The sequence below is a fragment of the Streptomyces sp. R33 genome, assembly GCF_041200175.1.
Lineage (GTDB): Bacteria > Actinomycetota > Actinomycetes > Streptomycetales > Streptomycetaceae > Streptomyces > Streptomyces katrae_B.
Map to the genome: position 1 here is coordinate 343214 of NZ_CP165727.1, position 25619 is coordinate 368832.

The 25619-nt window shown below is 69.7% G+C and carries 23 protein-coding genes and 2 pseudogenes; 12 read left to right on the forward strand and 13 right to left on the reverse strand.

Translation table 11 applies throughout. From position 1 onward, the window contains the following. Positions 1-225: 225 nt before the first annotated feature. Positions 226-1233, reverse strand: a complete 1008-nt coding sequence (gene dhaK, locus AB5J51_RS01825) for a dihydroxyacetone kinase subunit DhaK (protein ID WP_053789012.1) — start codon at positions 1231-1233, stop codon at positions 226-228. A 304-nt stretch (positions 1234-1537) separates the two neighbouring features. Between dhaK and AB5J51_RS01830 the strand changes: the two genes are divergently transcribed. The 4 genes from AB5J51_RS01830 to AB5J51_RS01845 all read left to right on the forward strand — a co-directional run bounded on the left by AB5J51_RS01830 (position 1538) and on the right by AB5J51_RS01845 (position 6884). After that, positions 1538-2386 carry an MIP/aquaporin family protein gene (locus AB5J51_RS01830; protein WP_053789011.1) on the forward strand — a complete coding sequence of 283 codons (849 nt, stop codon included), beginning with the start codon at positions 1538-1540 and terminating at the stop codon, positions 2384-2386. 84 nt (positions 2387-2470) lie between these two features. Next, the gene (gene glpK, locus AB5J51_RS01835; protein ID WP_136226866.1) at positions 2471-3988 is read left to right on the forward strand and encodes a glycerol kinase GlpK; all 1518 of its coding nucleotides are present in this window, start codon (positions 2471-2473) and stop codon (positions 3986-3988) included. Positions 3989-4025: 37 nt separating this feature from the next. Continuing rightward, positions 4026-5738, forward strand: coding sequence for a glycerol-3-phosphate dehydrogenase/oxidase (locus tag AB5J51_RS01840; RefSeq protein ID WP_136226865.1), 1713 nt, complete (start codon positions 4026-4028; stop codon positions 5736-5738). A 576-nt stretch (positions 5739-6314) separates the two neighbouring features. Next, positions 6315-6884 (forward strand): hypothetical protein, encoded by a 570-nt coding sequence (locus tag AB5J51_RS01845; RefSeq protein ID WP_369776510.1) that lies wholly within the window; start codon positions 6315-6317, stop codon positions 6882-6884. Positions 6885-7783: 899 nt separating this feature from the next. Here the strand turns inward: AB5J51_RS01845 and AB5J51_RS01850 are convergent. Next, positions 7784-8470 carry an HAD-IA family hydrolase gene (locus AB5J51_RS01850; RefSeq protein ID WP_369776511.1) on the reverse strand — a complete coding sequence of 229 codons (687 nt, stop codon included), beginning with the start codon at positions 8468-8470 and terminating at the stop codon, positions 7784-7786. Positions 8471-8573: 103 nt separating this feature from the next. Here AB5J51_RS01850 and AB5J51_RS01855 point away from each other — a divergent pair, with 103 nt between their 5' ends. Both AB5J51_RS01855 and AB5J51_RS01860 read left to right on the forward strand, forming a co-directional pair. Further along, a complete protein-coding gene (locus tag AB5J51_RS01855; RefSeq protein ID WP_053789006.1) occupies positions 8574-8864 on the forward strand; it encodes a hypothetical protein in 291 nt (96 codons plus the stop codon). A 733-nt stretch (positions 8865-9597) separates the two neighbouring features. Continuing rightward, a complete protein-coding gene (locus tag AB5J51_RS01860; RefSeq protein WP_369776512.1) occupies positions 9598-11175 on the forward strand; it encodes a M4 family metallopeptidase in 1578 nt (525 codons plus the stop codon). A 414-nt stretch (positions 11176-11589) separates the two neighbouring features. On the opposite strand, the gene AB5J51_RS01865 is transcribed toward AB5J51_RS01860, so the two are convergent. From AB5J51_RS01865 to AB5J51_RS01895, 7 genes are all read right to left on the reverse strand, one after another. Then, on the reverse strand, positions 11590-12204 hold the full coding sequence (locus AB5J51_RS01865; RefSeq protein WP_369776513.1) for a hypothetical protein: 615 nt from the start codon (positions 12202-12204) through the stop codon (positions 11590-11592). A gap of 380 nt (positions 12205-12584) precedes the next feature. Beyond that, positions 12585-13058, reverse strand: coding sequence for a hypothetical protein (locus AB5J51_RS01870; protein WP_369776514.1), 474 nt, complete (start codon positions 13056-13058; stop codon positions 12585-12587). Between the two features lie 116 nt (positions 13059-13174). Continuing rightward, entirely contained in the window at positions 13175-14911 is a 1737-nt protein-coding gene (locus tag AB5J51_RS01875) for an IS1182 family transposase (RefSeq protein WP_369776515.1), read from the reverse strand. A 209-nt stretch (positions 14912-15120) separates the two neighbouring features. After that, on the reverse strand, positions 15121-15594 hold the full coding sequence (locus tag AB5J51_RS01880) for a nuclear transport factor 2 family protein (RefSeq protein ID WP_369776516.1): 474 nt from the start codon (positions 15592-15594) through the stop codon (positions 15121-15123). A gap of 165 nt (positions 15595-15759) precedes the next feature. Beyond that, positions 15760-16614 (reverse strand): PEP/pyruvate-binding domain-containing protein, encoded by an 855-nt coding sequence (locus tag AB5J51_RS01885; RefSeq protein WP_369776517.1) that lies wholly within the window; start codon positions 16612-16614, stop codon positions 15760-15762. After that, positions 16611-18317 (reverse strand): PEP-utilizing enzyme, encoded by a 1707-nt coding sequence (locus AB5J51_RS01890; protein WP_369776518.1) that lies wholly within the window; start codon positions 18315-18317, stop codon positions 16611-16613. Before AB5J51_RS01890 ends, AB5J51_RS01885 begins: the two co-directional genes overlap by 4 nt. Before the next feature lie 18 nt (positions 18318-18335). Further along, complete coding sequence (locus AB5J51_RS01895; protein WP_369776519.1) at positions 18336-18959, reverse strand: TetR/AcrR family transcriptional regulator; 624 nt, start codon at positions 18957-18959, stop codon at positions 18336-18338. A 797-nt stretch (positions 18960-19756) separates the two neighbouring features. On the opposite strand from AB5J51_RS01895, the pseudogene AB5J51_RS01900 reads away from it, so the two are divergent. The 3 genes and pseudogenes from AB5J51_RS01900 to AB5J51_RS01910 form a co-directional block, all read left to right on the forward strand. Next, a pseudogene (locus AB5J51_RS01900) lies at positions 19757-20261 on the forward strand (SDR family oxidoreductase); the annotation flags it as partial. Positions 20262-20352: 91 nt separating this feature from the next. Continuing rightward, positions 20353-20910 carry a hemerythrin domain-containing protein gene (locus tag AB5J51_RS01905; RefSeq protein ID WP_133895455.1) on the forward strand — a complete coding sequence of 186 codons (558 nt, stop codon included), beginning with the start codon at positions 20353-20355 and terminating at the stop codon, positions 20908-20910. Positions 20911-21102: 192 nt separating this feature from the next. Continuing rightward, positions 21103-21603 (forward strand): hypothetical protein, encoded by a 501-nt coding sequence (locus AB5J51_RS01910; RefSeq protein ID WP_136226854.1) that lies wholly within the window; start codon positions 21103-21105, stop codon positions 21601-21603. A 441-nt stretch (positions 21604-22044) separates the two neighbouring features. Here AB5J51_RS01910 and AB5J51_RS01915 read toward each other — a convergent pair whose 3' ends face one another. Further along, positions 22045-22473, reverse strand: coding sequence for a CBS domain-containing protein (locus tag AB5J51_RS01915; protein WP_053788996.1), 429 nt, complete (start codon positions 22471-22473; stop codon positions 22045-22047). A gap of 210 nt (positions 22474-22683) precedes the next feature. On the opposite strand from AB5J51_RS01915, the gene AB5J51_RS01920 reads away from it, so the two are divergent. Continuing rightward, positions 22684-22935: a DUF6213 family protein gene (locus AB5J51_RS01920; protein WP_136226853.1), complete on the forward strand. Its 252-nt coding sequence runs from the start codon at positions 22684-22686 to the stop codon at positions 22933-22935. 341 nt (positions 22936-23276) lie between these two features. Here the strand turns inward: AB5J51_RS01920 and AB5J51_RS01925 are convergent, their stop codons facing one another. From AB5J51_RS01925 to AB5J51_RS01935, 3 genes and pseudogenes are all read right to left on the reverse strand, one after another. Continuing rightward, positions 23277-23468 carry a hypothetical protein gene (locus tag AB5J51_RS01925; RefSeq protein WP_369776520.1) on the reverse strand — a complete coding sequence of 64 codons (192 nt, stop codon included), beginning with the start codon at positions 23466-23468 and terminating at the stop codon, positions 23277-23279. A 201-nt stretch (positions 23469-23669) separates the two neighbouring features. Continuing rightward, complete coding sequence (locus AB5J51_RS01930) at positions 23670-23885, reverse strand: hypothetical protein (protein WP_133895458.1); 216 nt, start codon at positions 23883-23885, stop codon at positions 23670-23672. A 58-nt stretch (positions 23886-23943) separates the two neighbouring features. After that, a pseudogene (locus AB5J51_RS01935) lies at positions 23944-24115 on the reverse strand (VOC family protein); the annotation flags it as partial. A 300-nt stretch (positions 24116-24415) separates the two neighbouring features. Here AB5J51_RS01935 and AB5J51_RS01940 point away from each other — a divergent pair. Together AB5J51_RS01940 and AB5J51_RS01945 are read left to right on the forward strand one after the other, a co-directional pair. Beyond that, entirely contained in the window at positions 24416-24943 is a 528-nt protein-coding gene (locus tag AB5J51_RS01940) for a DUF402 domain-containing protein (protein WP_369776521.1), read from the forward strand. A 173-nt stretch (positions 24944-25116) separates the two neighbouring features. Continuing rightward, the gene (locus tag AB5J51_RS01945) at positions 25117-25593 is read left to right on the forward strand and encodes an Hsp20/alpha crystallin family protein (protein WP_136226851.1); all 477 of its coding nucleotides are present in this window, start codon (positions 25117-25119) and stop codon (positions 25591-25593) included. The last annotated feature ends 26 nt before the right edge of the window (positions 25594-25619 follow it).

Genomic DNA, 25619 nt, shown 5'->3' on the forward strand with positions numbered 1-25619 from the left:
GGTGCGGTGGGACGGCTGGCGCAGGGACTCTCGTTATTCCCCGCCCGTCGTGGTCGGCCGGGGCCCGCCGGGCTCTGTCAGTGACCAGCCGTCGCGCGGTGTCCATGGCGGAACTCCGGGGCACGAATCGCGACTTGTGCCTTCAGTTCGACGGCACCGGCCCGGGCTTCCCCGGAGTCGTTTGAGCAGGCTCACCCGTCCGGACCCCGATGGCGGATGAGGGGGTCAGCGGCCCCAGCGCAGCGCTGCCGTCTGCACCGGCGCGTCCCACAGCCGCAGCATTTCCTCGTCGGCCCGGCACAGCGTCACCGAGCACCCCGCCATGTCCAACGAGGTGACGTAGTTCCCCACGAGGGTCCGGACCACCGGGACGCCCCGCGCCGCCAGTACCCGGGCCACCTCCGCGTGAAAGCCGTACAGCTCCAGCAGCGGCGTTGCGCCCATCCCGTTCACCAGGGCCAGTACCGGGCCGTCGGCGGCCGGGGTCGCGTTCGCCATGTCGTCCAGCACGGAGCCCACCGCGACCTCCGCGATCTCCCCCGCCGGCATCATCGGGCGCCGCTCCCGGCCCGGCTCGCCGTGGATCCCGATGCCCAGCTCCAGCTCGCCGTCCGGCAGGTCGAAGGTGGGACTGCCCTTGGCAGGAGTGGTGCAGGCGCTCAGCGCCACGCCGAAGCTGCGCGACGCCTCGTTGACCCCTCGGGCGACCGCGGCGACCTGCTCCAGCGGCGCGCCCTCCTCCGCTGCCGCCCCGGCGATCTTCTCAACGAAGAGCGTGGCCCCGGTGCCGCGACGCCCGGCGGTGTAGAGGCTGTCGGTCACGGCGACGTCGTCGTTGACCAGCACCCGCTCGACCCGGATGCCGTCCTCCTCGGCGAGCTCGGCGGCCATGTCGAAGTTCAGTACGTCCCCGGTGTAATTCTTGACGACGAACAGCACCCCTTGGCCCGAGTCCACGGCCTTGGCCGCCCGCACCATCTGGTCGGGCACGGGGGAAGTGAACACCTCGCCCGGACAGGCGGCGGACAGCATCCCGTATCCGACGAAGCCGGCGTGCAAGGGCTCGTGTCCGGAGCCGCCTCCGGAGACGAGACCGACCCGCCCGCCCTGCCGCGCGTCCCGACGTACGACGACCCGCGCGTCGGCGTCCACGTCCAGTTCGGGGTGGGCCGCGGCCAGCCCGCGCAGGGCGTCCGCGACCACGGTCTGCGGACTGTTGATCAACATCTTCATCGTGTGCCTCCCGGTCGGAGCCGACGGGTGAGCGTCCGACGCCGTCACGGAGCACCGATCACCGCGCGCCGGGCAGGCGCGTCAGCGAGGGCACGCCATACGAACAGTGTGCTGCCACGCCGCGGACATCCGCGAGGACTAGGGCGCCCGTCTCGGAGAAGAGTCGAGGAATCCGAAGCGGGCGCTGGCCTCCGCGGGACCGGACCGCCCTCGCCTTTCCGGTACGGGTGACCCGTCTTACCCTGAACCAGGGGGCTCGGGGCAGTCGAATGCCGGTCTTCGGACCGGCGGGAAGCGGGCACCCATGAAGGAGCGCCTCAAAGCATCAGGGCTGGTCGGCGAACTCTCGGCAGAATTCGCAGGCACCATGGTTCTCATCCTCTTCGGCTGTGGTGTCGTGGCCCAGGTGGTGGCCGGCGGAGCCCTGACGGACCCGGCAGGCGGCCTCGGAAACCACGACAGCATCGCCTGGGCCTGGGGTCTCGGCGTGACCCTGGGCGTCTACGTCGCGGCACGGCTGAGCGGCGCCCACCTCAATCCCGCGGTGACCGTCGCCCTGGCCACTTTCAAGGGCTTCCCGTGGAGCAAGGTGGCCCCCTACGCGCTGGCCCAGCTCGCCGGAGCCTTCGTCGCGGCCCTGATCGTCCGCTGGAACTACACCGAAGCGTTGGCCAAAGCCGACCCCGGCCACACCATCAAGACGCAGGGTGTCTTCTCCACGCTCCCAGCCAACGGCAACCCGAACCTGCCGGTGCACGAGTGGGGCGCACTGCGCGACCAGATCATCGGCACCGCGATCCTGCTTCTGCTGATCTTCGCCGTGACGGACCTGCTGGGCACGCCTCCGGGCGCCAACCTGGCCCCGTTCATCGTCGGCCTGATCGTCGTGGCGATCGGCATGGCCTGGGGCACCAACGCCGGGTACGCGATCAACCCGGCCCGTGACCTCGGCCCCCGTCTGGCCAGCTTCTTCACCGGGTACGGCACCGCATGGAGGGATCAGTACGGCAACCTCTACTTCTGGGTGCCGATCATCGGCCCGTTCATCGGCGGTGTGCTGGGAGCGGGTATCTACAAGCTGCTCATCGGCAGGTTCCTGCCGACCGCCGAACCGGAGCCTCCCGGACGCGTCCCGACACCGGACGAGAGCTGATCTGATCCGGGGCGGGCGGACACCGCCCGTTCCGTCCCGGACGGCAGCCCCTACACACGGCATCCCAAAGGAAGGCGGCACCCCATGGCTGACTTCGTCGGCGCAGTGGACCAGGGAACCACGAGCACCCGTTTCATGATCTTCGACCACGCCGGCAACGAGGTGGCCCGGCACCAGCTGGAGCACTCGCAGATCCTCCCGCGCTCGGGGTGGGTCGAACACGACCCGGTGGAGATCTGGGAACGCACCAACTCGGTGATCCAGAACGCCCTCCGGCACGGAAACCTCGACGCCTCCGACCTGGCGGCCGTCGGCATCACCAACCAGCGCGAGACGACCGTCGTCTGGGACCCCCGCACCGGGCGCCCGTACTACAACGCCATCGTCTGGCAGGACACCCGTACCGACACCATCGCCTCTGCACTGGAGCGCGGCGGCCAGGGCGAGGTCATCCGCCGCAAGGCGGGGCTGCCGCCGGCCACCTACTTCTCCGGCGGCAAGATCCAATGGATCCTGGAGAACGTCGACGGCGTGCGGGAGGCCGCCGAGCAGGGCCACGCCCTCTTCGGCAACACCGACTGCTGGGTGCTGTGGAACCTCACCGGAGGCCCCGACGGCGGCATCCACGCCACCGACGTCACCAACGCCAGCCGCACCATGCTCATGGACCTGGAGACCCTCGACTGGGACGACGAACTCCTCGGCTTCTTCGGCGTACCCCGGGCCATGCTGCCCAAAATCAACCCGTCCTCCCACCCCGAGGCGTACGGACAGACCCGCACCTCCAGGCCGCTGCGGGAGGCCATCCCCATCACCGGTGTCCTCGGCGACCAGCAGGCGGCCACCGTCGGGCAGGTCTGCTACGCGCCCGGCGAGGCGAAGAACACGTACGGAACCGGCAACTTCCTGGTGCTCAACACCGGCACCGAACTGGTCCGCTCGCAACACGGCCTCCTGACCACCGTGGCGTACCAGTTCGGCGACAGCCCCGCGATCTACGCACTCGAAGGATCCATCGCGGTCACCGGCTCGGCCGTCCAATGGCTGCGCGACCAGCTGAAGATCATCGGTGACGCCGCCGAGAGCGAACGCCTGGCGCGCACGGTCGAGGACAGCGGCGGCATGTACTTCGTCCCCGCCTTCTCCGGCCTGTTCGCCCCGTACTGGCGCTCCGACGCCCGCGGCGCCATCGTCGGTCTGGCCCGCTACCACGACAACGGACACCTGGCGCGGGCCACCCTGGAGGCCATCTGCTACCAGACCCGCGACGTGGTGGAAGCCATGGAGCAGGACTCCGGCGTCCACCTCGACGTGCTCAAGGTCGACGGCGGAGTCACGGCCAACGACCTCTGCATGCAGACGCAGGCCGATGTCCTCGGCGTACCGGTCAGCCGTCCCGTAGTCGCCGAGACGACCGCGCTCGGCGCCGCCTACGCGGCCGGGCTCGCCACCGGTTTCTGGCAGGACACCGACGAACTGCGCACCCACTGGCAGGAGTCCAAGCGCTGGAACCCCGAGTGGTCGGAGGAACGGCGCACGGAAGGGTACGAGGGCTGGAAGCGGGCGGTGGAGCGCACGCTCGACTGGGCCAAGGTCGAATAGGTTCCGGCCGCGCGCCCGCAGCACTGAGGAGGAGACCATGGTCGATCCGGTGGCCCTCTCACCCCAAGCCCGCACACAGGCCCTCGCCGACATGGGACAGGGCGAACTCGACGTCCTCGTCGTCGGAGGCGGCGTCGTCGGCAGCGGGTCCGCCCTGGACGCTGCCACCCGCGGCCTGAGCGTCGGACTCGTCGAAGCCCGCGACTGGGCCTCGGGTACGTCCAGCCGCTCCAGCAAACTCATCCACGGCGGCCTGCGCTACCTGGAGATGCTCGACTTCCGCCTCGTCGCCGAGGCCCTCAAGGAACGGGGCCTCCTGCTCCGGTCCCTCGCCCCTCACCTGGTGCGTCCGGTGCCGTTCCTCTACCCCCTACAACACCGATTCACGGAGCGCCCGTACGTCGGCAGCGGCGTGCTGCTGTACGACGCGATGGCCCGGGCCTCCGGCACCTCCGGCGGCCTGCCCCACCACCGCCACCTGAGCAGGCACCGGGCCCTGCGCGAGGCACCTGCCCTGCGCTCCGACGCCCTGGTGGGCGCCATCCAGTACTGGGACGCCCAGGTCGACGACGCCCGGCACACCCTCTTCCTCGCCCGTACGGCCGCCTCGTACGGGGCCCTGACGGCCAACCGCACCCGCGTCAGCCGCTTCCTGCGACAGGGCGAGCGGGTCGTCGGCGCCGTCGTCACCGATCTGGAGAGCGGCAACGAGACGGAGGTGCGGGCCAAGCAGGTCATCAACGCGACCGGCGTGTGGACGGACGACACCCAGGCCATGGCCGGCACCCGCGGCCAGTTCCACGTCCGCGCATCCAAGGGCGTCCACCTGCTCGTCCCCCGTGACCGGATCAACTCCCGCACCGGGCTGATCCTGCGCACCGAGAAGAGCGTGCTGTTCGTCATCCCCTGGGGCCGGCACTGGATCATCGGGACCACCGACACCGACTGGACACTCGACAAAGCCCACCCCGCCCTCAGCTCCAAGGACGTCACCTACCTGCTGGAACACGTCAACAGCGTCCTGACCACCCCCCTGGTCCCCGAAGACGTCGAGGGCGTCTACGCCGGCCTGCGCCCCCTGCTGTCCGGCGAGGCGGCGGAGACCAGCAAGCTGTCCCGGGAGCACCTGGTCGCCCATCCTGTGCCCGGACTCGTCGTGGTGGCGGGCGGCAAGTACACCACGTACCGGGTGATGGCCAAGGACGCGGTCGACGAGGCCGTCCGAGGCCTGGACGAGAAGGTTCCCGAGTGCGTCACACACCGCGTTCCGCTGCTGGGCGCCGACGGCTACTTGGCACTGTGGAACTCGCGGCAACGGCTTGCCAAACGCTCCGGGCTCCACGTCGCCCGCATCGAACACCTCCTGAACCGCTACGGCTCCCTGGCGCCCGAACTGCTCGCCCTGGTCGCGGCCGACCCCGCGCTCGGCGAGGCACTGCCGAGCTCCGACGACTACCTGAGGGTCGAGGCCGTGTACGCGGTGACCCACGAGGGAGCCCGCCACCTGGAGGACGTCCTCGCCCGGCGCACCCGGATCTCCATCGAGTCCTGGGACCGCGGGGTGGACGCGGCGCCGACCGTGGCCCAGCTGATGGCGCCCCACCTGGGATGGGACCGGGCGCACCAGGACCGCGAGGTCGACCACTACCTCAAGCGCGTCGCCGCGGAGCGCGAGGCCCAGCAGCAGCCGGACGACCTGACCGCGGACGCGGTGCGGCTCGGCGCCCCCGACATCATCCCGGTGAACTGAACCGCCGCACGTGGGGGCTCCGCCACGTCCCCGGCCGGCGTGAAGCGATCCGCACCGACATTCAAGCGGAGCAGGGCGCGGCTGGGTCTCACGGGCGTGGCCGAGAAAAGACGGGCGCCCTGGCCCAGTCCGCCACTCCGAGGCGGGACGGGGGATCAGGGTCTTCGCTGCGCTCAGCGAGACCGCGCGGCTGCCGCGCGCATGGTCCGCCATTGCGCGCTCGTAGGCGGGGAACGCGCACTCGTGGTCGCCGCCAGTGCGCGCCGGTTCCGCGGCGAGGACGTACGCGCCGACGACGGCCAGGCTCGTGCTGCCGCCGACGGCCGGAGCTGGGTGATGGAGTTGCGTCGTTTGTCGTGGCGGCCGTTCACGACGACGAGGATGCCCGTCACACCCCTCCGCCGGGCCGTCGAACACGGCGACTGTCCGGGCCGCAGCCAAGGAGGACTTCCTCCAGTTGGGAAAGTGAGTCGCCGTACTCGCTCCCGGCAAGGGCGTCTTGTCCTCGTGGGTCTGCGCGTCGGCGCGGCGCTAGACGCACCGGCCACGGAGGCTGGTGACGGAGAATGTCAGGTTGTGATCGAACTCAAGCGCAGCATCGCCACCCTCGCAGTTGCCCTGGTGGTCGCCGTGGCCCTCACCTCACCCAGTGCAGCCAACGAAAACGCCCTGAACAGGCCCGCGCACACAGACTCGCGCGCGGCGAGCAGCGTGACGGCATCCGACCGAGCGACGGTCACAGAAGGTCAGGTCAAGGAGGTCGCACCCGGGGGCGTGATCACCTATCCGAGCGTCACCAGCTGCCTGACTGTGACCGTGCGGTTGCGGGGCGGCGGCCTCGTCGGTGCTCACGCGAGCCTGTTCCAGGTGCCTGGTGAACTGCGGTCCGATGAGATTCTGGCCGCGCTGAAGCACCTCGTCGGCGACCGCCCCGTGACCGCGATCCAGGTCAAGGGGGCCGTCGGCGCCTGGCATCCGAGCTACTTCGTGAAGGCGATCGAGAGTTACGGCGAAGAGGAACAGCCGCCGTACCCAGCACGCCCGGAGCCCGAAAAGCTTGCCACTGCGGTGTCGCAGGGACTCGAGCTGCCCCGCCGCCTTGTCACAGTCAAGGACGTACCTGACGGAGACCAGATCGCCAGCTGAACCCAGCTGATCATTGCGAGGGCGGCCCCGGACCGCCCGTCCCGTCGTAGTACTGGAGTGGTAGGCAGCTCCTGCCGCCCCAGTACCGGGTCGTGCGGATAGTCGGATGCCAAGCCGCCGGATGCCGGGGGCCGGGGCGAAGGCTTGTCTGAGTCCGATGCCGTACAGCAGGTGCAGTCCTCGCCGACCGCGGCGGCGCGGTCGTGGCAGTCGGCGAACGCCTTGGGCCCGTCGGCCCATCCGCCGTCTCGGGCGAGCTCGAGCGTGTCCTGCTTAAACCGGTGAGGGGCCGGGCAGCAGGCATCCGACTCGGCCGAGAGATCTCCTGGTCGGACCGGCTCGCCCTGCCGGAGCACCCCGACGCGTAAGTAGCTTTTGTCGTAATGCTCTGGGGGCTTGGTGCTCGAACGGCCGTCTCGACCGGGTGGTCCTCGGGTGCTCGGCGCATGCGAGGCCTCGGTATCCGAGCGACATGACGGACGCGGAGTGGTGGTGGTGCGGCCGCTGCTGCCGGTGCCGGGTTGGATACAGGGCGGGCGGGCAGCCGGAAGCGTACTGCCACCGGGCGATGCTGGGCGCGATCGGCTATCTCGTGGACCACGGCATCAAGTGGCGGGCAATGCCAGCCGAGTGCAGGTCGCCCTGCTTACGAGCCATGCCGCATGCTGACGGGCGCGGCACACCGTGGAGTCGACGCTCAGGTCCCGCGCGATCGCACCCCTCTCGTCGGCCAGGGACTGGAGCCGATTGAGGACCTGGCGCCAGGTACCGCCCCACTGCCACCGGCGGAACATGGAGCCCGCGCGTGCGCCACCGGCTCAACACCCTCCCGCCCGAGCTGGTTGCCCTCGGGCTGCACCTGGGCGCCACCCCCGAGTGAAGTGGTGGCCACAGCGAGATCATTTAACGGTGGCTGATCCCTCCAGCCGGTGCGAGTGAGGTCCGGAGGCGAAGTCGAGGATGTCTCGGACCGCTTCGTGCAAGGTTGTGAAGTGGCGATGCACGCCGTCCACCGCCGCCGGGGTGTTGACCCCCCACACCGTCATGCCCGCACGCAGCCCCGACTGCACCCCGGAGGCTGCGTCCTCGATGACCAGGCAGTCCTCCGGTTGGGCACCAAGCCGCGCGGCTGCCTGCAGATAGGGCACCGGCGACGGCTTGCCTTCCTCCACAGCAGCCGCGTCCACGAGGACCTCCGGGACCGGCAAGCCCGTCCGCGCGAAACGTCCGCGCACCCGATGCTCATAGTTCGAGGTCACCAGCGCCCAGGCCCCGGGCTGCAGAGCGTTCAACAGCTTCGAGGCGCCTTCGAAAGCCGTGTAGACGCCGGTCCGGACGTCCTCGTCCTCCAGCTCGTGCAGTGCGGCCAGGCACTTCCGAGGGTCCTGGTCCGGAGCGACCTTCGCAAAGGTCTCCATCGGTCTCGTCCGTAGCGCCACTCGGTAGACCTCATCAGGGTCCAGCCCGTACCGCTCCGCCCACGATCGCCAGACAAGGCGCTGGTTGTCCACGGCATCGATCAACGTGCCATCGACATCAAACAGGACATACCTCATCGCCCCAGACCGGCCAGGTTCACTGATCACGTGTCGATCTTGCCATCTGGCTCTGAGCGGGCAGGTTGCGGGGCAAGCCTTAAAGTCCGGCGGCACTGCGAGGAGGACCGATCTTGATGCTTAAGATCCCGGAATGGAAAGCGAACTGTCCGATGTACTGGATGAACTGATCGAGCTGCAGCAAGCGACCGACGAAGCGCACGCCGAGTTGACGCGCCTCCAGGAGGAACTCGGCGACGCTGCTCAGTGGACCGAGGAGCAGCACGTGACCTGGCGGGACGCGTGGGAGGACGCGCGCGAGCCCTGGTGGCTGCTGGATACGGCCCTGGAGCACTACTCGGACACGATTGGTCTGGACCGCGACGAGCTGGAGGCCATGGTGCAGAAGGCGGCAGGCCACGTCCCTCCGCCCGTCGAAGACTGACGGGCCCGCCGGTGGGCGAGGCAGCCCGACGCGCGTCCACCCGTAAACAGACGCCGCGAGGGTCGACACCCACGGCGCCGCCCCTTTCCCCGGCTGGCGCCCCTTGGGCAGCGGAAAGGGCCCTCACCAACCGGACGACACCCCGGCAACGCGGTACCCGAGCCCGCCACACCCCACCAGCGAGGGCCCGTGACGCACGCCCAGTGCACATACACGACGCCCGGAAATCGGTGAACCGGCGCGCCACTCCCCCAACCTGGGGGAAGTTCGGGTGGGCGGGTCCGTCGAAGCGGCCCGCCCACCCTGGTATTGGCGTGCGATACGACGGTGCCTGGGCAGGCCGCTCCGGCGACCGGGCGGGTGACCTGCGCCCGGCCGACGTCCCTGTAGCGCGGAACCCGGCTCGCGTACGCGCAAGGATGCACGGACTAGTGAACGCGGCAACGCTCTCACCGTCGCCAGCGGGCGCGGCGGACGCCGTGCGCGCCGCGTTCATGGCCCGCCGGAACCCCGGCATCCAGTAACAGGCGTCCGCTTCCCCGGATCCGGCACGTCGTCGCGTCCAGGGAAGCGGAATGTTCCGTTTTTGGTCGCTGGGCGAACATCGCTCCTCTCTCTCCGGACAACAACTGGTCAAATACTTGTTGCAGACCTGTCAATCGGACACTCCCTCCTGGCAATCTCAACGGCCTGACCCCCCACGGCAATTGAAGGAGCAGGAGTGACCCTCCCCATGTCCTCATCCCGCACCGCCCACAGCCGCACCCGAGTGCTGCGCGCCGCCGCCGTCGTCGCCTCCGCGGCCATGGTCGCGATCTCCGTTCAGAGCGGCTCCGCCAACGCGTCGGCCGAACGGGAGGCGGGAGCCACCGCGCTCGCCCTGACGGCCGACGCGCGCGCCCAGGCGATCACCACGGCCCAGAGCGCGGCGGCGGACACCGCGCGCGCCATTGGCCTGGCCGACGAGGAGCGCCTCGTGGCCCGCGATGTGATCAAGGACGCCGACGGTACGGTGCACACCCGGTACGAGCGCACGTACGCGGGAATGCCGGTGCTCGGCGGCGATCTGGTGGTCCACCAGAAGAAGGACGGCAGCCGCAAGACCACCAAGGGCCTCGAGGGCCGAATAGCCCCGGCCGCTGCCCGCACCTCCCTGAAGGCAGCACCCGCCGGTGCCCGCCAGGTGGTCTGGGCCGCGAGCGGCACCCCGGTCTTCGCCTACGAGACCGTCGTCACCGGCAACCAGCACGACGGTACCCCCAGCGAGCGCCACGTCATCACCGACGCCGCCACCGGCGCGGAGCTGTACTCGTACGAGGCCATCGACTCCGGCACCGGTACCAGCGAGTACTCCGGCACCGTCACGCTCGGCACCACCCAGAGCGGGTCGGCATACAGCCTGACCGACGGCGGCCGCGGCGGCCACAAGACCTACGATCTGAACGGTGCCACGTCTACCGCCACGGGCAGCCTGTTCACCGACGCGGACGACAGCTGGGGCGACGGATCTCCGTCGAACCGTCAGACGGCCGCCGTGGACGCCCACTACGGCGCGGGTGTGACCTGGGACTTCTACAAGTCCGAGCTCGGCCGCAACGGCATCGCCGGGGACGGCAAGGCCGCCTACTCCCGCGTCCACTACGGCAATGCCTATGTCAACGCCTTCTGGTCCGACAGCTGCTTCTGCATGACGTACGGCGACGGCGCCAACAACCAGAAGCCACTCACCTCCCTGGACGTCGCCGGCCACGAGATGAGCCACGGCCTGACCGCCGCCACGGCCAAGCTGAACTACAGCCGCGAATCGGGGGGGCTCAACGAGGCCACGAGCGACATCTTCGGCACCTCGGTGGAGTTCTTCGCCAACAACTCCGCGGATGTCGGTGACTACCTGATCGGCGAGAAGATCGACATCCGCGGCAACGGGACGCCGCTGCGCTACATGGACCAGCCCAGCAAGGACGGGGCCTCGGCCGACTACTGGTCCAAGAACGTGGGCCGGCTCGATGTGCACAACTCCTCGGGCGTCGCCAACCACTTCTTCTACCTGCTCTCCGAGGGCAGCGGTGCGAAAACGGTCAACGGTGTCTCCTACAACTCGCCCACGTACGACGGCTCGACGGTCAGCGGAATCGGTCGGACCAAGGCCTACAAGATCTGGTACAAGGCGCTCTCGACCTACATGACGTCAACCACCAACTACGCCGGGGCGCGGACCGCCACCTTGCAGGCGACGGCAGACCTGTACGGCTCGACGGGCACCGAGTACCAGCAGGTCGCTGCCGCCTGGAAGGCCGTAAACGTCAACTGACGGACTGACCGCACGCCTCGCCGGCCCCCAGCAGCGCCGTGCGGCAGCAGCCGGAGCCAGCGGTTGCTGCCGCGCTCCGCGCCCACGCCGCCAAGACGGGCGAGGAAGCCGACCGGCTCGCCACTGTCCTCGAGTACAACGCTGCCCCACCCACGACCAGAACCTGGTCCGGGGCGCTGCTGCTCGTGCCCTACCGTCGGTCCTCCTGGACGCCCTCTCGGCGTCCAGGAGGACGGGGCGCCGGCTCGCACCCACTGATCCTGCGCCGGTCGTAGACCGCTTGGGCCGGCTCAACACGGCGAGAGCCGCCTGCCGGAACGCGCTTCGCCCCCCGGCGCCGAACGCGACGGGATCATCCACGCCGGGCAGGGATTGGAACCGTGGCATCAACCGCCGCGCCGATCCCCGGTCCGGTCAGTGGAACACGACGGCGCGACCGGTGGCGATGCTCGTGCGGCACACCTGGTACAGCTGGTGCCAGGCGGACCTCTCCGTGTGGAACAGGTCGTCGGATGCGGTGTCCAGGCGGGCGCTCTCCTCGTCCGAGAGGTGCCGGTCCCGGTCGAGCCGGACTCCGATGGCGGAGGCGAAGCCGCACAGTTCGGCGAGCAGCTGCTGACTGGAACCGACCATCCCGCCGCCTTCCACCTGCTTCTCCGCCGGCAGGAAGAGCGGATCGTCGAAGTCGACCGGCACGTAGAAGCCCGCACTGTCCGAGTGGCACAGCAGGTGGGAGCTCATTATCGTCGACTCGTCGAAGACCTTGTCCTCGTCGCGTTCGTACTGCTCGGCGCTGGTGGCCGATGCGGGCGTGACGGACTCGCCCCGGGCCGCCAGCGCGAAGACGCGGCGCAGGTGGTGCAGGTGGCTGGTGGGGAAACTTATGAAACGCAGATGTGACGGCTCGTCCAACGCCGGCTCCTGCCAGACGATTCCCTCAACGGCCAAGGCCCGGCTGAGAAGGTCGAATCTCTCCTGCCAGCGTACGAGCGCCTCGTGCTCCTCGACGCCGGCCATGTTCTGGAGCATGCCAACCGAAATATGAAGTCCCATGGCCGGAAGGCTAGACGGCGGCTCTGACAGTCATGGCAGCAACCGTCGAGCGGCGGTCTCGGTGCCGTCACTCGCACCGCTTCGGCGACGAGTGCGGCACGAGCCGTCACGGCGGGCCGGAGGGTGCGGCTACGGTGCGACCGTGACCGCTCGCTTGCCGTCCTTGCGCGGCTGGAGCGTGTGGACGCGGGGCTGCCAGTCGTTGAAGTCCCCCATCACGCTCACCGGCCCCGGCGGATCCTCCCTCGGGCAGAACGATCGTCCGACGGTGCCGGGTGCCGGGGTGCACGGGTGCGCGTCGTGGGCGGCGTACATGGCGGCGGCGAACGCACGATCGCGTTTACGGCGCTGGTAGATCACAGCGGTGGTGATCCCGATCTGCGCTGCGGCGGCGGTGACGGACAACCCGGGTTTTCCAGGTGGTCGAGGAAGGCCCCCGGCGGTCGGGGGTGAAACGGGGGCCGAGCGGGTGCGGGCTGCCCGGCGCCAAGTTCCTTGACTGCGTCGCAGGCCCTCGCGAACGCCGGATCATCGCGGCGCCAATGACGCGCCTTGCCAGCGCCGCCGAACAGGATCTGCGCGGCCAGGCTCAGGGGGCAGCCCAGAGCGAGGAGCCGCAGATACTCGGTGCGTTCCGTGATGCCGGTGGCGCCGACTTCGTCGGGGTCGGTGCCGGCCTGGAGCAGTGCGAGGGCCGTGTCGGTGCGGGCGGCCGTGAACACCTCCCGCCCCTCGAGGCCCGCGGCCCGCGCGGCGGTCGGAAGGTCCTGCCCGTTCCGCAACCGGTCGAACAGCGTTGACCGTTTCCGGGCGGGCAGGGCATCAGGCATGACCGCACGCTACGGGCGCCCTCACCGGTGCACCCCTACGACAGGCCGATGACGGCGATGCCGGCCTTGTTCGCGAGATCGGGCTCTGGCTCAAGTTCTGGATGCTGTTGGTGATCTTAGGTGGGCAGGTTGCGGCAGAGCTGCTGGAAGCGGCTCCTCGGCCGCGCTTTGCTGGGCGGTGCGATGCCCGGTGAGAGGTAGCCGCTGAGTCGGATGATGTTCGTTCCGGCTGCCGTCAGCACGTGTTGGACGTGGGTTCTGGCCATGCCGCGGTAGCGGCAGTTCCGCAGGCCGTGGGCATGAACGGTTTCGGACACGGTGGCCTCGCAGCCTGCGCGGATCGCGTATCTCCGGCGCCACTCGGTTGTCGTCTGGTCGGCCCTGTTCTGCGTCTGGATCTCCTGGAGAGGTTGTGGCATCAGGAAGACGTGTCGGCCCTTGCCTTCGACGTTGCCGGTGCATTTGAGCCGGTCGGCGCATTCGCGGCAGGCCTTGCGTGGGAAGAGCACGGAGAGCCGGGGGTGGCCGTCGCCGAGTGTGGGCTTCCATGGCGGACTCGTCACGCCGTTGGGGCAGGTCAGGGTGCGGGCTTGCCAGTCGATGTGAAAGTCCTGCTTGGCGAATCCGGGCCGTTTGCCGGCCTGCGGGTCGTCACGGACTGGTCCGAAGAGTGTGATGTCCCACTGCTGGGCGGCGTGGTGGATGCTGTCCGGCGAGATGTAGCCGCTGTCAACGACGTGTTCGGTGGGCTGGAACCCCTGCGTGGTCAGTCCCAGGTGGATCCGGTCGAGGGCGTCGATGTCCTGCTCGGGCGCCGGCCGAGTGGTGACCTGGACGATCACGTTCGGGCCGGTCTCGTCGCAGGTCTCGGTCTGGTGGTCGCGGTAGCCGATCCAGTCCTGCTGTCCGGCGGCGGTGACTTTCTGGCTGTATCGGGCCTCGGGATCGTGCGGGGTGACGATCTCGAGGCCCGACCATGGCACTCGCGCCGAAGCGGGATCGGGTCTGCCGTCCGCTGATGCCTTGCCCGTGTTGCGACGTTCGGTTGTCCTGCGGCTTGCCCGGTCCCGGCTGGATTTCGGTCCCCGCCAGCACAGTCGTCCGTCCTCGTCGAGCCAGTACTGCTGGACCCAGACCTGCCGCAGAACCTCAACAGCGGGCAATGCACGCAGTCTGGGTGGGGCATCGGCATCATGGACGGCTCGCAGGATGTGCATGCCGTCCCCGCCGACCCGCAGGACGTAGGCGATCAGGGCATCTCCTCCGCGGGGAAGCCGGTCATAGCGGACTGGGCGGCCGTAGCGGTCACCCCAGTCCGCGGTGACGAGCCCAGCCAGCCATTCCTCGCCGTGTGCAACGAGCTCGTCCAGAGCCGCCCGCAGTGTCTCGGCGACCAGTTCACCCCGATTGAGCCGGCGTACTGCCGCCAGCACGTGGGTCGAGTCGGTGCGGACCCGGCCACGGCGTTTGACCAGGCCCGCAGCCGCAAGACGTTCGACCATCACAGCCAGCAGCCGGTCTGCGCGGTCCTCTTCGGCCAGCCGGTCACGGAACTCGCTCAGCACCGAGAAGTCGAAGCCCGCATCGTCCAGTTCCAGGCCCAGGCAGTACTTCCAGTCCAGGCGGCACCGGACGGCCTCTGCCGCCTGCCGGTCGGTCAGATTCTCCGTGTATTGCAGCACCGATACCAGCGCGAGCCGGGCCGGCGACAGACCCCGGCGCCCGTCCGCCGGATACCAAGCAGCGAAGTCCTCGTCGACGAACAACTCGTCCAGGCGGTCACGTATCCACATCGCTGCCGTGCCCCGCGGATTGCTCGCCCGGGCCATCTTCACCGTCAGCGGCGGAATCACCCGACCGGAACCACACCCCCTTGCCATCCCGGCCCCCTCCGACCGGCAGAACTACCCCGCTCGACAACAGCAGCACACCAACCGCCAGCACGAAAGCACGTCGAAGGGGGTTCACCCCACCGAGCGAAGATCACCAACAGCATCAGTTCTGTGGAGTGCCACTCCCCGTGGCGCAGGGCCCTTGACGGCCGGTCGGCTGGGAGCCGTTCTCATGACCGGCCGGGCCCGTCGAGGCGTTCCGTGGGACCGGCGAAGGAGAGGAAGAGAGTCCGCGTGGTGAGCAGCCAGGTGTCGTCCACCTTGCGGAACGTGTCTTCGTAGTGCCCCACCTGAACCGGGGGCCGCGGCGGTACGAGGCCCTCGCTGTAGCCGTCGACACGGTACGTGGTGAAGTAGGTGGTGGCGGCGGCGGTGTCCGCAGAGGTCACGGTAACCAGGATGTTGGTGCATATGCGGCGTGACAATCGGTCTGCGGGCCGGTTGCCGAAGTAGATGCGCAGGGCGTCGTGACCCGCAATGCGGCGGTCGCCGGCGGGCCATTCCCAGGTGCCGTCCTGCGTGAAGAGGTCCGCCACCGAGCCCGGGTCCCCGAGGTCGAGCCGGTGGACGAACTCGACGACCAGCCGCTCACAAGCCCGCTCTGCGAGCAGGCGCTCCATCGCGTCAAGAGTGTCAGCATTCATGATCAACTCATACCAGGTCGCCCTGGCTGAGGCAGCCCCAACCGCCGTGGTTACACCGTTCGGCTGCCCCTCTCAGGGTCGTGCCCTATCTGGGACGCCGCCAGCATCTTCAACCACAAGCGGTCCACGCTCGTCCCGATCTGAGGTGGGCAGCTACGCAGGGGGTCAATGCGGGGGCACGGCCCCGGTCATCGGCCGGCGCTGGAGCAGACGGAGACGGTCGGCGACGAAGGCCCACTCCAGGTCCTGCGTCCCGCCGAAGACCTGCTCGCAGCGGGCGGTGAGTTCCCGCAGGCTCTCCAACCGCATCTCGTCGAGGCAGAGTCGGTGAATTCGGTCGGCGGGAACCGGGACCTGGCTCGTTCCGCCGGCCAGCGCGGGCTCCACGGCCAGGTCCTTCATGCCCGCCGTGCGCTCGATCACCCGGCCGTCGCGGCGGACCCGGTAGTGATCCGGTACGACCAGGCCGCTGACCACGGCTTCGCCCAGGCCCCAACTCGCCTCGATCACCAGGACGTCGGAGCCGTCGAGGGGGTCGCGGGAGAACAGGACTCCGGCGCACTCGGGTACCACCAACTCCTGTACCACCACTGCCACTCTGGGCCGGCCGGGCAGCCCGAGCCGCTCACGGTAGGCGAGCGCGGCGGCCGAGTGCGCCGAATCTCTCACCGTTCGGACCGCCTCGGTCAGCCCGTCCGGACCCCGTACGTTGAGGCAGGTGAGGTGCTGTCCGGCGAAGCTCGCCGCGGCCGAGTCCTCGCCCAGCGCGGATGAACGCACGGCCAGCCCGCCGCCCTGCAAGTCGGTGGTCGACACGTGCAGCGCGGCGAGCGCCTCGTCGTCGCCTGCTGCGACGACGTCGACAAACAGCCATTCCAGGGCGATTCCTTCCGGTACCGGTAGACCGGCCCGGGCGGCGGCCGCGAGCTGCGAGGCCTTGCCGCCGTACCGGCTCTCGTCGGTGGCCAGGCGGAGCGGCACCGGGGCGGACCACGTGCTCGGCGACAGCGGACCGGTCATCGGACCACCGCCGCCTCTCCGGCTTGGCCGTCGACCCGCACCCAGGCGCCGTCGGGTATCACCGCCGTGGCATCCGTGCATCCGACGACGCCAGGGATGGCGAACTCCCGGGCGACGATGGCGGCGTGGGAGAGCGCCCCACCGCGATCGGTGACGATCGCGCCGAGCAGGGGGAGGACGATGTTGAAGGCCGTGGTGGTCGCGCCGGTGACCAGGACGTCCCCCGGCTGGATGCGGTCGAACTCGGGCACGCCGCTGATCACCCGTGCCGTGCCCTCGTACACGCCCGGGCTCGCGCCGAGCCCGTGCACGGTCCGCCCCTCGGTCCGGGCTGCCGGGTTGCTGAACATGGCAAGGACGATGGCCCCGAGGGCGCGTTCCAGGCGTGCCGCGGCGGGCGGCAGCCAATCGGGCGGCAGCGGGTCGCCCGGGGGTGGACCCAGCATCGGCGGCGCGTCCGCGTACCGGGCGTGGTCGCGGTAGTGCGCCCGGGCGGCGAGTTCTGCGGCGTCGGGCCCGGAGCCCGTACGGACCAGGGAGCGCACCTCGGCGTAGCCCGCCTCGGCCAGGTGGGCGGGTGCGTGGATCCGGCCCTGCTCGGTGAGCCGTCGGCCGGCCGCCAGGAGGGCGCGCCGGGTGAGGCCGATGGCCGGCAGGTCCGCGCACGACCCGCGCTCGTCGCGCAGCCGGGAGACCAACCGCGCCTCGGCGAGCAGCTCGTCGAAGCGGAAGCGGTGCGCCGCGGGTACGGCGTCGCGAAGGTCGGCCGCCGCGTCGGCGTGCTGGTCGCCGCGGGCGTCGGCCTGGGGCCTTGTCGAAGAGAAGACCGCCGAGCGAATGGCCGCCAGCACGACGGCGGGCAACTCCGCCACGCAGGGATCGCCCACGTCCTCGCCATTGACGGGGCGCCAGCCCGCCGTCTCCAGGTACTCGGCGAGGGCGGTACTCGTACGTCCCGCGACGGCCCCCAGCGCCACCAGCAGCTCCTGGGGTCGCGCCGGGGAGGCGAGCAGCTCGCTCGCCCGGGGGTCCGCTGCCACGGCGGCGGCCAGCTCGGCCAGTTCCTCCCGGTCCGCCAGCGGGTCGGGGCTCGATCCTGCCAGCGGGGCCAGGATCTCGCCGGTGGTACGCCCGGTCCACTCCTGACAGTGTGCGAGCAGATCGCCCATCGGCAGTAGTGCCGGCATGTTGAACAGGTGGTGCAGGTAGCCGGCTCGGCGCTGGTGCTCCCGGCACCGGTCGAGGTAGGCGAGCAGACTGCCGGTATCGAGGAGACCGGGCTCGACCTGCTGCAGTTCGCGCCGCTCGCGCTGTAGCCCGGGTCTGACCTCCTCGTCCCATCGGCGCAGGTCCTCGCGCCACAGCTTGCGCTCGAAGACGGTCGCGCTGGTCGCGAGCCTGGTGCGGATCTCGGGATGATCGGCGGCAAGGCGTTCCCAGACCTCCCTCGGCGGGTGGTCCGTGGCGTCCGGCGGGGCTCCCAGCGGCTGCGGATGGTAGTAGCAGAAACCGTTGACGAAGGCCCAGTCCAGCCGTTCCAGCAGCGACCCGTACCGGCGGAGGCTCTCTCCGAAGCCGCGGTGCATCTCTTCGATGAAGATCTCGGCGTGGAACCTGGTCACCGGGCGGGTGAAGTGGGTCGGGTCCAGGAACCAGGTACCCGGCCCCGGCGGAGCGAAAGTGCGTTCCGTGGCGATGCTCATGACTCTTCTCCTCGACGGTCATCCGCTCGGGGGGCGTAGCGGGCCGTCCGGGTCTCGCCGCAGCTGGTCCGTGAGCACCCGCACCGCCCAGGCGGCGGCCATGCCGGCCTCCGCCCCGTCGAGCCCCGCCTGCAGCCGCATGGCCTGCCAGGCCGGGGCGCTCACCAGCAGGTACAGCACGGCGACCGCGCGGCGGCGGGCTACCGGGTCGGCTTCCGCCGTGAGCTCGGCCAGCGCCGCCTCCACCGAGCGGAACCGGTCCCTGCGGCCCTGCTCCCGCAGCGGCCGGGCCGCCTTGGAGTTCAGCATGGCGAGGATCAGTGGCGCGTGCTCGTCGTACGAGCGGTAGAGCTCCGGCGCCACGCGGCGCAGCCCTTCCAAGGTGTCCGGGTAAGACTGCGTGAGCACGTGCAGATTCTCCTGGGCCCACCCGCTCCAGGCCGCGAACAGCGCCTCCCTGGTCGGGAAGTGCCGGTAGACGGTGCGGACGGCGACGCCTGCGCGCTCCGCCACGAGCGGGATGGTCAGCTCCCGGACGCTTTCGTCGGCGATGGCCTCGGTGAGCGCGGCGAGGATCAGCTGCCGGGTCTGCTCGAGCTGCCCGGCACGCAGCGGACTCTCGTACGCGCGCTTCTCTTTCATGGCACGTCGACAGTACTCCAATTCACGCTAAACTGTCAATAAACGGTATAAATCTTCCTTCAAGGAGGGACGGAGGCCGAGAGAGATGTTGGACGGACATCCAGGCCGCTGCGGACTTCGGTAATCGCGACGCGGCCGCGCCTCTGCTTCAGAGGCTGCGCTGGCTGCCCCGGGAGATCACCCTCATCTGGGCCGACGGCGGCTCCGGCGGCCTCATCAACTGGGCGAAAGAGAAAATCGCGCTCACCAACCCCTCTATGTCGTCGGTGCGTTTGACGACGTCCGCGCACATTCGCATGGCTGATGCACTTGCGCCGCCTGGCCCGTGACTACGAGACCCTGACCCCAACAGCGAGGCGGTGATCCTGCTCTCGATGATCATGCGGGCCCGTCAGTAACGGCGCCCAGTTCCTTCGCCCGCGGAAGACCTCGACAGCTTCGGCCTGGATGCGGCCGACCTGGCGGCCGAGGACATGCCGGGATGCACGCGAGCACTGCTCACCCCTGTGCAGCGAGGAGGCCCGCCGGGCTCTGGCCGACGGAGTCCCCCTGCCCGCACTGCCGGCCCAACGCAGCCCCGGAATGCCAATCCGCGCCCGGTCGTCTATCCGCCAGGGCCCAGGCGGGCGCCGCCGGGACGACGGCTCGGCCGCTCTGGAGTGTTTGCAAGGGGCTGACGTGCCCGAACGCACGTGGAACGCACATGAGACCGCGCGGTCGGGGTAGGCAGCTGACGGGGGTGCGGCCTTGGCCATCAGGGCTGCGACGGAGGCCGCACCCCCGCACCCGCCCGGTGCCGCAAGGAAGTGGCCGTGTTCTGCGACATCCGGGACGAAGACCAGTGCGCAGCTCTCGTCACCGGGCCGTGAATGAGCTGGGGCGTGTCGACATCTCGGTCAGCAATGCCGCCTACTGGATGTCCCAGCCGGACGGGATCGAGGCGATCACCAAGGAGCAGTTCGACCGGGTGGTGAAGACCAACCTGAACGGGGTTCTGGCTTACCCGCCAGGCGCTGGGGCACGTACCGCGAGGCGGGTCGGTCATCAACACCGCGTCCGTCCAGGGCTACCAGCCGAACGCCACGGCCTGGCGCAGTTGATCGCTGAGCTGGTATCCGCGTCAAGGCAGTCGCCCCCGGCCTGGTGCTGACGCTGCTGGTCCCGGCGACGATGCCCCGGCACGGCGAAGTTCGGTGAGCAGGCACCGCTGGGCCGGCCCCGCTGACCGAGATGGCGCCCTCCTACATCTTCCTGGCCGGCACGGGCTCCGGCGCAAGGCAGCTGCCTGCTCCAAGCGGGTGAGGCACCCTCTGCGCCCGAGCGCCCCCAGGTCCGGCGGGGAAGCGATCGGATCGGGCCGCAGCGGCCCGACCCGAACACACATGGAGGCGACATGGGACACGGCGGGAATGTGATCGACGAGCTGATGGCCGACCACCGGGAGGTGGAGGAGATGTTCAGCCGACTCCAGGCCATGACCGGCACCGGGCAGGAGCTCCGCGATCTCATCGACGAGATCACCATCGAGCTGGTCCGGCACTCGGTCGCTGAGGAGCAGTACCTCTACCCGGCGGTACGCGAGCACGTCGAGGGCGGCGGGCGCATGGCGGACAAGGAGATCGAGGACCACAGCCGCGTCGAGAAGATCCTCAAGCAATTGGAAAAGATGAGCACCACCGACGGGCAGATCAGCCCGCTCCTGCAGCAGCTCATGGAAGAGGTCGCCACCCACGTCCAGGACGAGGAGACCAACCTCTTCCCGATGCTGAAGAGAGCCTGCACCCCTCAGCAGCTGGACGATCTCGGTGACAAGATCCGCCGCGCCAAGGCCATGGCGCCCACCCGCCCGCACCCTGCCGCACCGAGCAGTCCCATGGCCAGCAAGCTCCTCGCACCGGGCGCAGGCCTGGTGGACCGGGCGCGCGACTTCGTGACCGGCCGCGGCAAGTAGCCCCCATCCAGGGCGGCGGGCCCGCAGGCATGCTTCCGGGCCCGCCGCCCCTGGACGACGGTGACGTGCGTCATGCCGCTCACCCGTCGCTTCCGGCTACGCTGGTCGGCCACGAGCGGAGCGGCGCAGCTTCGCGCCGCAGCTCGCGGACCCGGCACGGGCCAGGGCGAGCACGCCCCCGAGGAAGCCGCTGTGTCCGCTGATCTCGCACCTGTCATAGCCGCCGGCACACGCTGGCTGCTCACCGCCTTCCCGCCCGCCCCGGGCGCGTACAGCCGGGCGGTCGCCGAGGCCCAGGCCAGGCAGGCCGTCACCCTTGCTACCGCCCTGCGGTACCCGACCCCGCTCGACGCACAGCTGCTGCATCTGCTCGGCCCGGGCGGAAGCGCCCGGCTGGACTGGCTGACCAGTGCCGATCACGGCGGCGACGCCGACGCCGGCTGGCGAACATGGGTGGACGAAACCGTCGTCAGCTGGGCCGCCTGCCTCCTCGCGGACCCCGCCCTCGCCATCGACGCCCACCACCTCGCCGATCGTGGCCAGGCCGGTGATCTCACCCGTCTCACCCGCCCCGGCGACCACGAACAGGACGCCGCCCCCTTGCTGCGTCACCCCGACCTGCTCGAGCCGGTCGCCGCCCTCCACCGGGCGCCACTGCTGGACCTGCTCGGCGAGAACGCCGCTTTGGGGTAGGCAGGGGCCCTGCCGACCATCCGACGACGCCCTGCGGCGAAAAGGGACCGCCGTGCGTGATTCCCCGCGCCCTCGGGCCCGGTCGGCTCCGTTCCGGGAACCTTGCCGTCGGTCAGGCGGCATTCCAGGTCCGGTTCCTCACGAGAGTTCGGCATGTACGAGGGTCGTCACCGACGTCCACGCGACGCCGGCGCGGTGGCCCGGCCCGTGGCGTCGACGGCAACCTCCTCGATCCGCGGATCGCTGCCGTGGAGTTGCTGAACGCACCTCGACCTGCCGCGCGCCGGAAGGGCGGCGTTCCGCATCGACTGCGACGTGCCCGAAGAGGACCCGCAGCGGTTGCGACGGTCATTTGCCGGAGTACCCGTGCGAAGTCGTCCCAGCAGCTCCGCGCCGCCGCTGCTCCGTCCGGCTTCGCGTCCTGCATCTCATACGTCCGCTTCACCGGTCTCTCCCTTCGGCCGCCGCGATGGCGGAGAGGGGCGACCCCGGATCCCGTTCGACCTCCAGATCGCCGAGGGTGACGATGCCGACGAGTTCGCCGTTCTCGGCTTCCACCACCGGCAGGCGCCGCAGCGCGCGCCGACGCATGAGGTCGATGGCCTGGTCGACGCGGTCGTCGGGCCGGACCGTGAGCGGATCGCCGCTGCAGATCGCCCGTACGGTCGTTTCGGCCGGGTCCTGGTCCTCGGCCAACGCGCGGACGACGATGTCCCTGTCCGTGAGGATGCCGCAAAGCCGGCCCTGGTCGACGACCAGTACGTCCCCGATGCCGGCGTCCCGCATCACCCGTGCGGCCTCTGCCAGCGAAGTCAGCTGCTCGACCGTCACCGGATTTCCCGTCATCACCTCGTGCACTCGTCGGGTCATCGATCCTCCCGATGCTGGAAGCGGGTGCCGCGGTGGAGCGTCTACCCTCCGTCGCTCAAGGTAAGCCCGGACTCCGGTGCCCGGAGCTTGGGGATTGACCTCGGTCACTGCGGGTATGTGCTCCTCGGCGACGCTTGCGCGGATGTCTTCGCCGTTCCGCGAGGGCAGGGAGCGACCACCCACCGACTCACTCTCGCCGGAGGCGGTCTCATGATCCACGTCACGATTCCGCTCATCCCGGGAGACGATGGCATTACGTTGATTCCCGCCGACCGGGTCACCGCCCTGCTTCGTACCCTCGCCGTCGACTGGATGAACTCGGCTGACGTCGACGATCCGGCGGTGGACCGTCAGACCGTCGACAGTCTGGCAGGTGTGCTGGACGAGCTCGCCGACAGCATCGACGTGGAGTGCATCGCCTTCACCTCAGCCCCGGAGGGCTGGGCGCGCGACGGGGAGTGAGGCGGTTAGCGGTCAGTCCGTACCGTCGGCGGACGGATGACGGATGTGCCGTCACGGGGAGTCGGCGCGGGGCGCGCGACCGGTTCCAGGAGGGCGGGCCGCCCGCGCACCCTCCACCAGTCGCTATGAGTCACCACGAAGGAGGTCATCGGCCTTCAGCAGCACCGCCCCGCTCCCCTAAGGGCTGTCCCACAATCCCCGGCGGGCGCACGACGACAGCTACGGCGCCTCGCTGCGTTGTCGGAACGTCCGCATACGCCCAGTATGCGGACGCCCCTCCGCCTTGCGATGCACCGCATCTGACGCCGTGCGCTGATCCGCCAGGGATTACGGGACAGCCCTCAGCCGGGAAGATCTTCTGCCAAGCGATGTGGGCGAAGGACGCCAGACAGCTCGCCGATTTCTACGCGGCTGCCCCGGGCGCCAAAGTCAGCCTTACCTGCCCGGGGAAAGCCGGCGAAGACGTCGCGTTCGACGATGCGCGGGCCGCGCAGCAGCGGCTGCTGGAGCTCGACGCCGTCAAGCCCGACCACAGACCTCCATCGCCGCCGCCAGCAGTGCCGCACTGCGCGGGTCCAGGGCCGGCGGCGACTCCGGTCACCTCTGCCCAGCACACGGCGCCGTACCGCACGGGACTCCGCCTTCGCCGACGGTTGGCCGCCCCGCATCTCGGTACGCTCCCGCCTTGCTGCGGCCCGGCACGGAGCAGCGTTCACGCCGGGGCGGAGATTGCTTCAGGGAGAGGGATCCCACGCCTCGGGGCCGGCGCCTCGCCATTCCACGAAGTCGGGATCGGTGAGGTCCACGTCCTCGGCGTTCTCCAGCCCGGCGGCAGCGAGAAAGACACGGATGTCGGACGGGCGGTGCGCAACCCCGATGGCGACGCCGTCGTAGCGCACCTTGCGCCATCCCTGCTCGTCGGGCGGGTAGACGATCAGCTTGGCGGACATGCACCCAGCCTCTTACCTCCCCTCCTCACCAGCACCTTGCAGCGTCCTAACGGGTGGCTCGGTTGCACGGCCCTGCACGGATCATCGGGGGGCTGCGGCCCTTCGCCAGCTCGAGCCGGCTGTGATCGTCCGGGGGGCCGGACCATCGCGATGTCACAGCGAGCGCCATCGAGTCCGGTGCACTGGTCGGCGTAGAGGCCCTCGATCTCCGCCCTGCCCTCCAGCTCCACACGCGCGCGACGGGCAAGGTGGGTGCCGGCGCGAAGAAGCCGCCGCTGAGTGGGGGGCGCCGCGGCAATGCTGATCGGTGCGGTCGTCGGCCACAACCCCTGGGCGCAAGCTGCGCAGGCCAGGCAGGCAGAAATTCGGCGGACGGCGCTATGCGAGCTCGGATACGTGGATCAGACCCGCAGAAGAAGGAAGCCCCAGCCGCCATTCGGCCGACGCCATCACCCAGCCGCCTGCTGTCGCGTGAAGCCGGTCATGAGGCCCGAACAGCGTGGCCGGCACAATCGGGTTAACGTCGTGGGATGGTCAAAGAGAGCGCTTCCGTGCTGGTCGACGTCCGGAAGTACGACGGCCGTCTGAGCGCGCGGTGGACGGCCGTCCGGCTGGGTGAGGACGAGCACGGCGTGTGGTTGGGCACGGCGCAGGGTGTTCCCGTCAGTTCGTCCACGGGCGAGAGACCAGGCAGGTTCGCGCACGTGATGTTGGTCCCGCGCGGTGGTTGGTGGACGGCCACGTTCTGTGCGGACCCGGGTCCGGAGGTGTACTGCGATGTGTGCACGGTTCCCGATTGGAACGCGGACGGGACCGTCGTGAGCATGGTGGACCTCGATCTCGATGTCGTGCGGCCTCGGGGTGGCGAGGCCCATGTCGAGGACGAGGATCAGTTCGCACAACGGCGAATGCGCTATGGCTACCCCGACAGCGTTGTCGCGGCGGCCCGGCAGACCTGCGAGTGGCTGATGGAGAGGGTCCGTCGCGAAGGTGACGGTGGTGGTGGCGTCGAACCCTTCGCCTCGGCGTACCGCTACTGGCTCGGCCTCATCGGATAGGCCCACCAGCACTCCTGCTCCCCCCGCGCGCGGCCGGCCCGTCGATCGTCCGGCCTCGCTCCGGTAGGCATGGCGGACGGGGAGGGGGGAAGGAGCATGGCACAGGAGCATGCCGTTACCCACTCGCTTCGGGCCGCTATGTACCAAGCGTGACGAGGGAAGGGGATCCTGTCATGCACTTCTCGGTTCGACGGAATTCCGGCGACACCATGTGGCGCCGCCCCAGCCCGGGCTGGTTGGACCCCCGGCATCCCATCGGGTCCATGCGGCACCAAATGGGCCACTACCTGGAGCAGGCCGCCCTCGCCCAGCCCGGTGGTCAAGGGTGGACGCCCTTGACCGAAGAGGAGGAGACCGAGGACGCGTACGTGATCAAGGCTGAGATGCCCGGCGTTCCCCGCGAGAACATCGCCGTGGAGATGGACGGCAACGATCTGTACATCACGGGCGAGCTCGACAAGAAGTCGAACAAGGTACTCACCCACCGCAGGGGCAAGTTCTGTTACCGCGCCAGCCTGTCCGGGGGCATCGATAGCGACAAGACCGAGGCCACCCTTGACAGTGGAGTCCTGACAGTCCGTATCTCCAAGTCGGGTGAATCCAAGCCGCGCAGGATCCCCATCACCGGCGGCGATCACCAGCTTGCCTGAGGCAAGCGAACGCAACATCGCACGAC

Bases quoted from the DNA above. Each gene is read 5' to 3' on its own strand.
- dhaK (WP_053789012.1), bottom strand. From the start codon at position 1,233: ATGAAGATGTTGATCAACAGTCCGCAGACCGTGGTCGCGGACGCCCTG.
- AB5J51_RS01920 (WP_136226853.1), top strand. From the start codon at position 22,684: ATGATCCACGTCACGATTCCGCTCATCCCGGGAGACGATGGCATTACG.
- AB5J51_RS01865 (WP_369776513.1), bottom strand. From the start codon at position 12,204: ATGCTCCAGAACATGGCCGGCGTCGAGGAGCACGAGGCGCTCGTACGC.
- AB5J51_RS01905 (WP_133895455.1), top strand. From the start codon at position 20,353: ATGGGACACGGCGGGAATGTGATCGACGAGCTGATGGCCGACCACCGG.
- AB5J51_RS01830 (WP_053789011.1), top strand. From the start codon at position 1,538: ATGAAGGAGCGCCTCAAAGCATCAGGGCTGGTCGGCGAACTCTCGGCA.
- glpK (WP_136226866.1), top strand. From the start codon at position 2,471: ATGGCTGACTTCGTCGGCGCAGTGGACCAGGGAACCACGAGCACCCGT.
- AB5J51_RS01870 (WP_369776514.1), bottom strand. From the start codon at position 13,058: ATGCCTGATGCCCTGCCCGCCCGGAAACGGTCAACGCTGTTCGACCGG.
- AB5J51_RS01840 (WP_136226865.1), top strand. From the start codon at position 4,026: ATGGTCGATCCGGTGGCCCTCTCACCCCAAGCCCGCACACAGGCCCTC.
- AB5J51_RS01860 (WP_369776512.1), top strand. From the start codon at position 9,598: ATGTCCTCATCCCGCACCGCCCACAGCCGCACCCGAGTGCTGCGCGCC.
- AB5J51_RS01855 (WP_053789006.1), top strand. From the start codon at position 8,574: ATGGAAAGCGAACTGTCCGATGTACTGGATGAACTGATCGAGCTGCAG.
- AB5J51_RS01930 (WP_133895458.1), bottom strand. From the start codon at position 23,885: ATGTCCGCCAAGCTGATCGTCTACCCGCCCGACGAGCAGGGATGGCGC.
- AB5J51_RS01915 (WP_053788996.1), bottom strand. From the start codon at position 22,473: ATGACCCGACGAGTGCACGAGGTGATGACGGGAAATCCGGTGACGGTC.
- AB5J51_RS01885 (WP_369776517.1), bottom strand. From the start codon at position 16,614: ATGACCGGTCCGCTGTCGCCGAGCACGTGGTCCGCCCCGGTGCCGCTC.
- AB5J51_RS01880 (WP_369776516.1), bottom strand. From the start codon at position 15,594: ATGAATGCTGACACTCTTGACGCGATGGAGCGCCTGCTCGCAGAGCGG.
- AB5J51_RS01945 (WP_136226851.1), top strand. From the start codon at position 25,117: ATGCACTTCTCGGTTCGACGGAATTCCGGCGACACCATGTGGCGCCGC.
- AB5J51_RS01890 (WP_369776518.1), bottom strand. From the start codon at position 18,317: ATGAGCATCGCCACGGAACGCACTTTCGCTCCGCCGGGGCCGGGTACC.
- AB5J51_RS01895 (WP_369776519.1), bottom strand. From the start codon at position 18,959: ATGAAAGAGAAGCGCGCGTACGAGAGTCCGCTGCGTGCCGGGCAGCTC.
- AB5J51_RS01940 (WP_369776521.1), top strand. From the start codon at position 24,416: ATGGTCAAAGAGAGCGCTTCCGTGCTGGTCGACGTCCGGAAGTACGAC.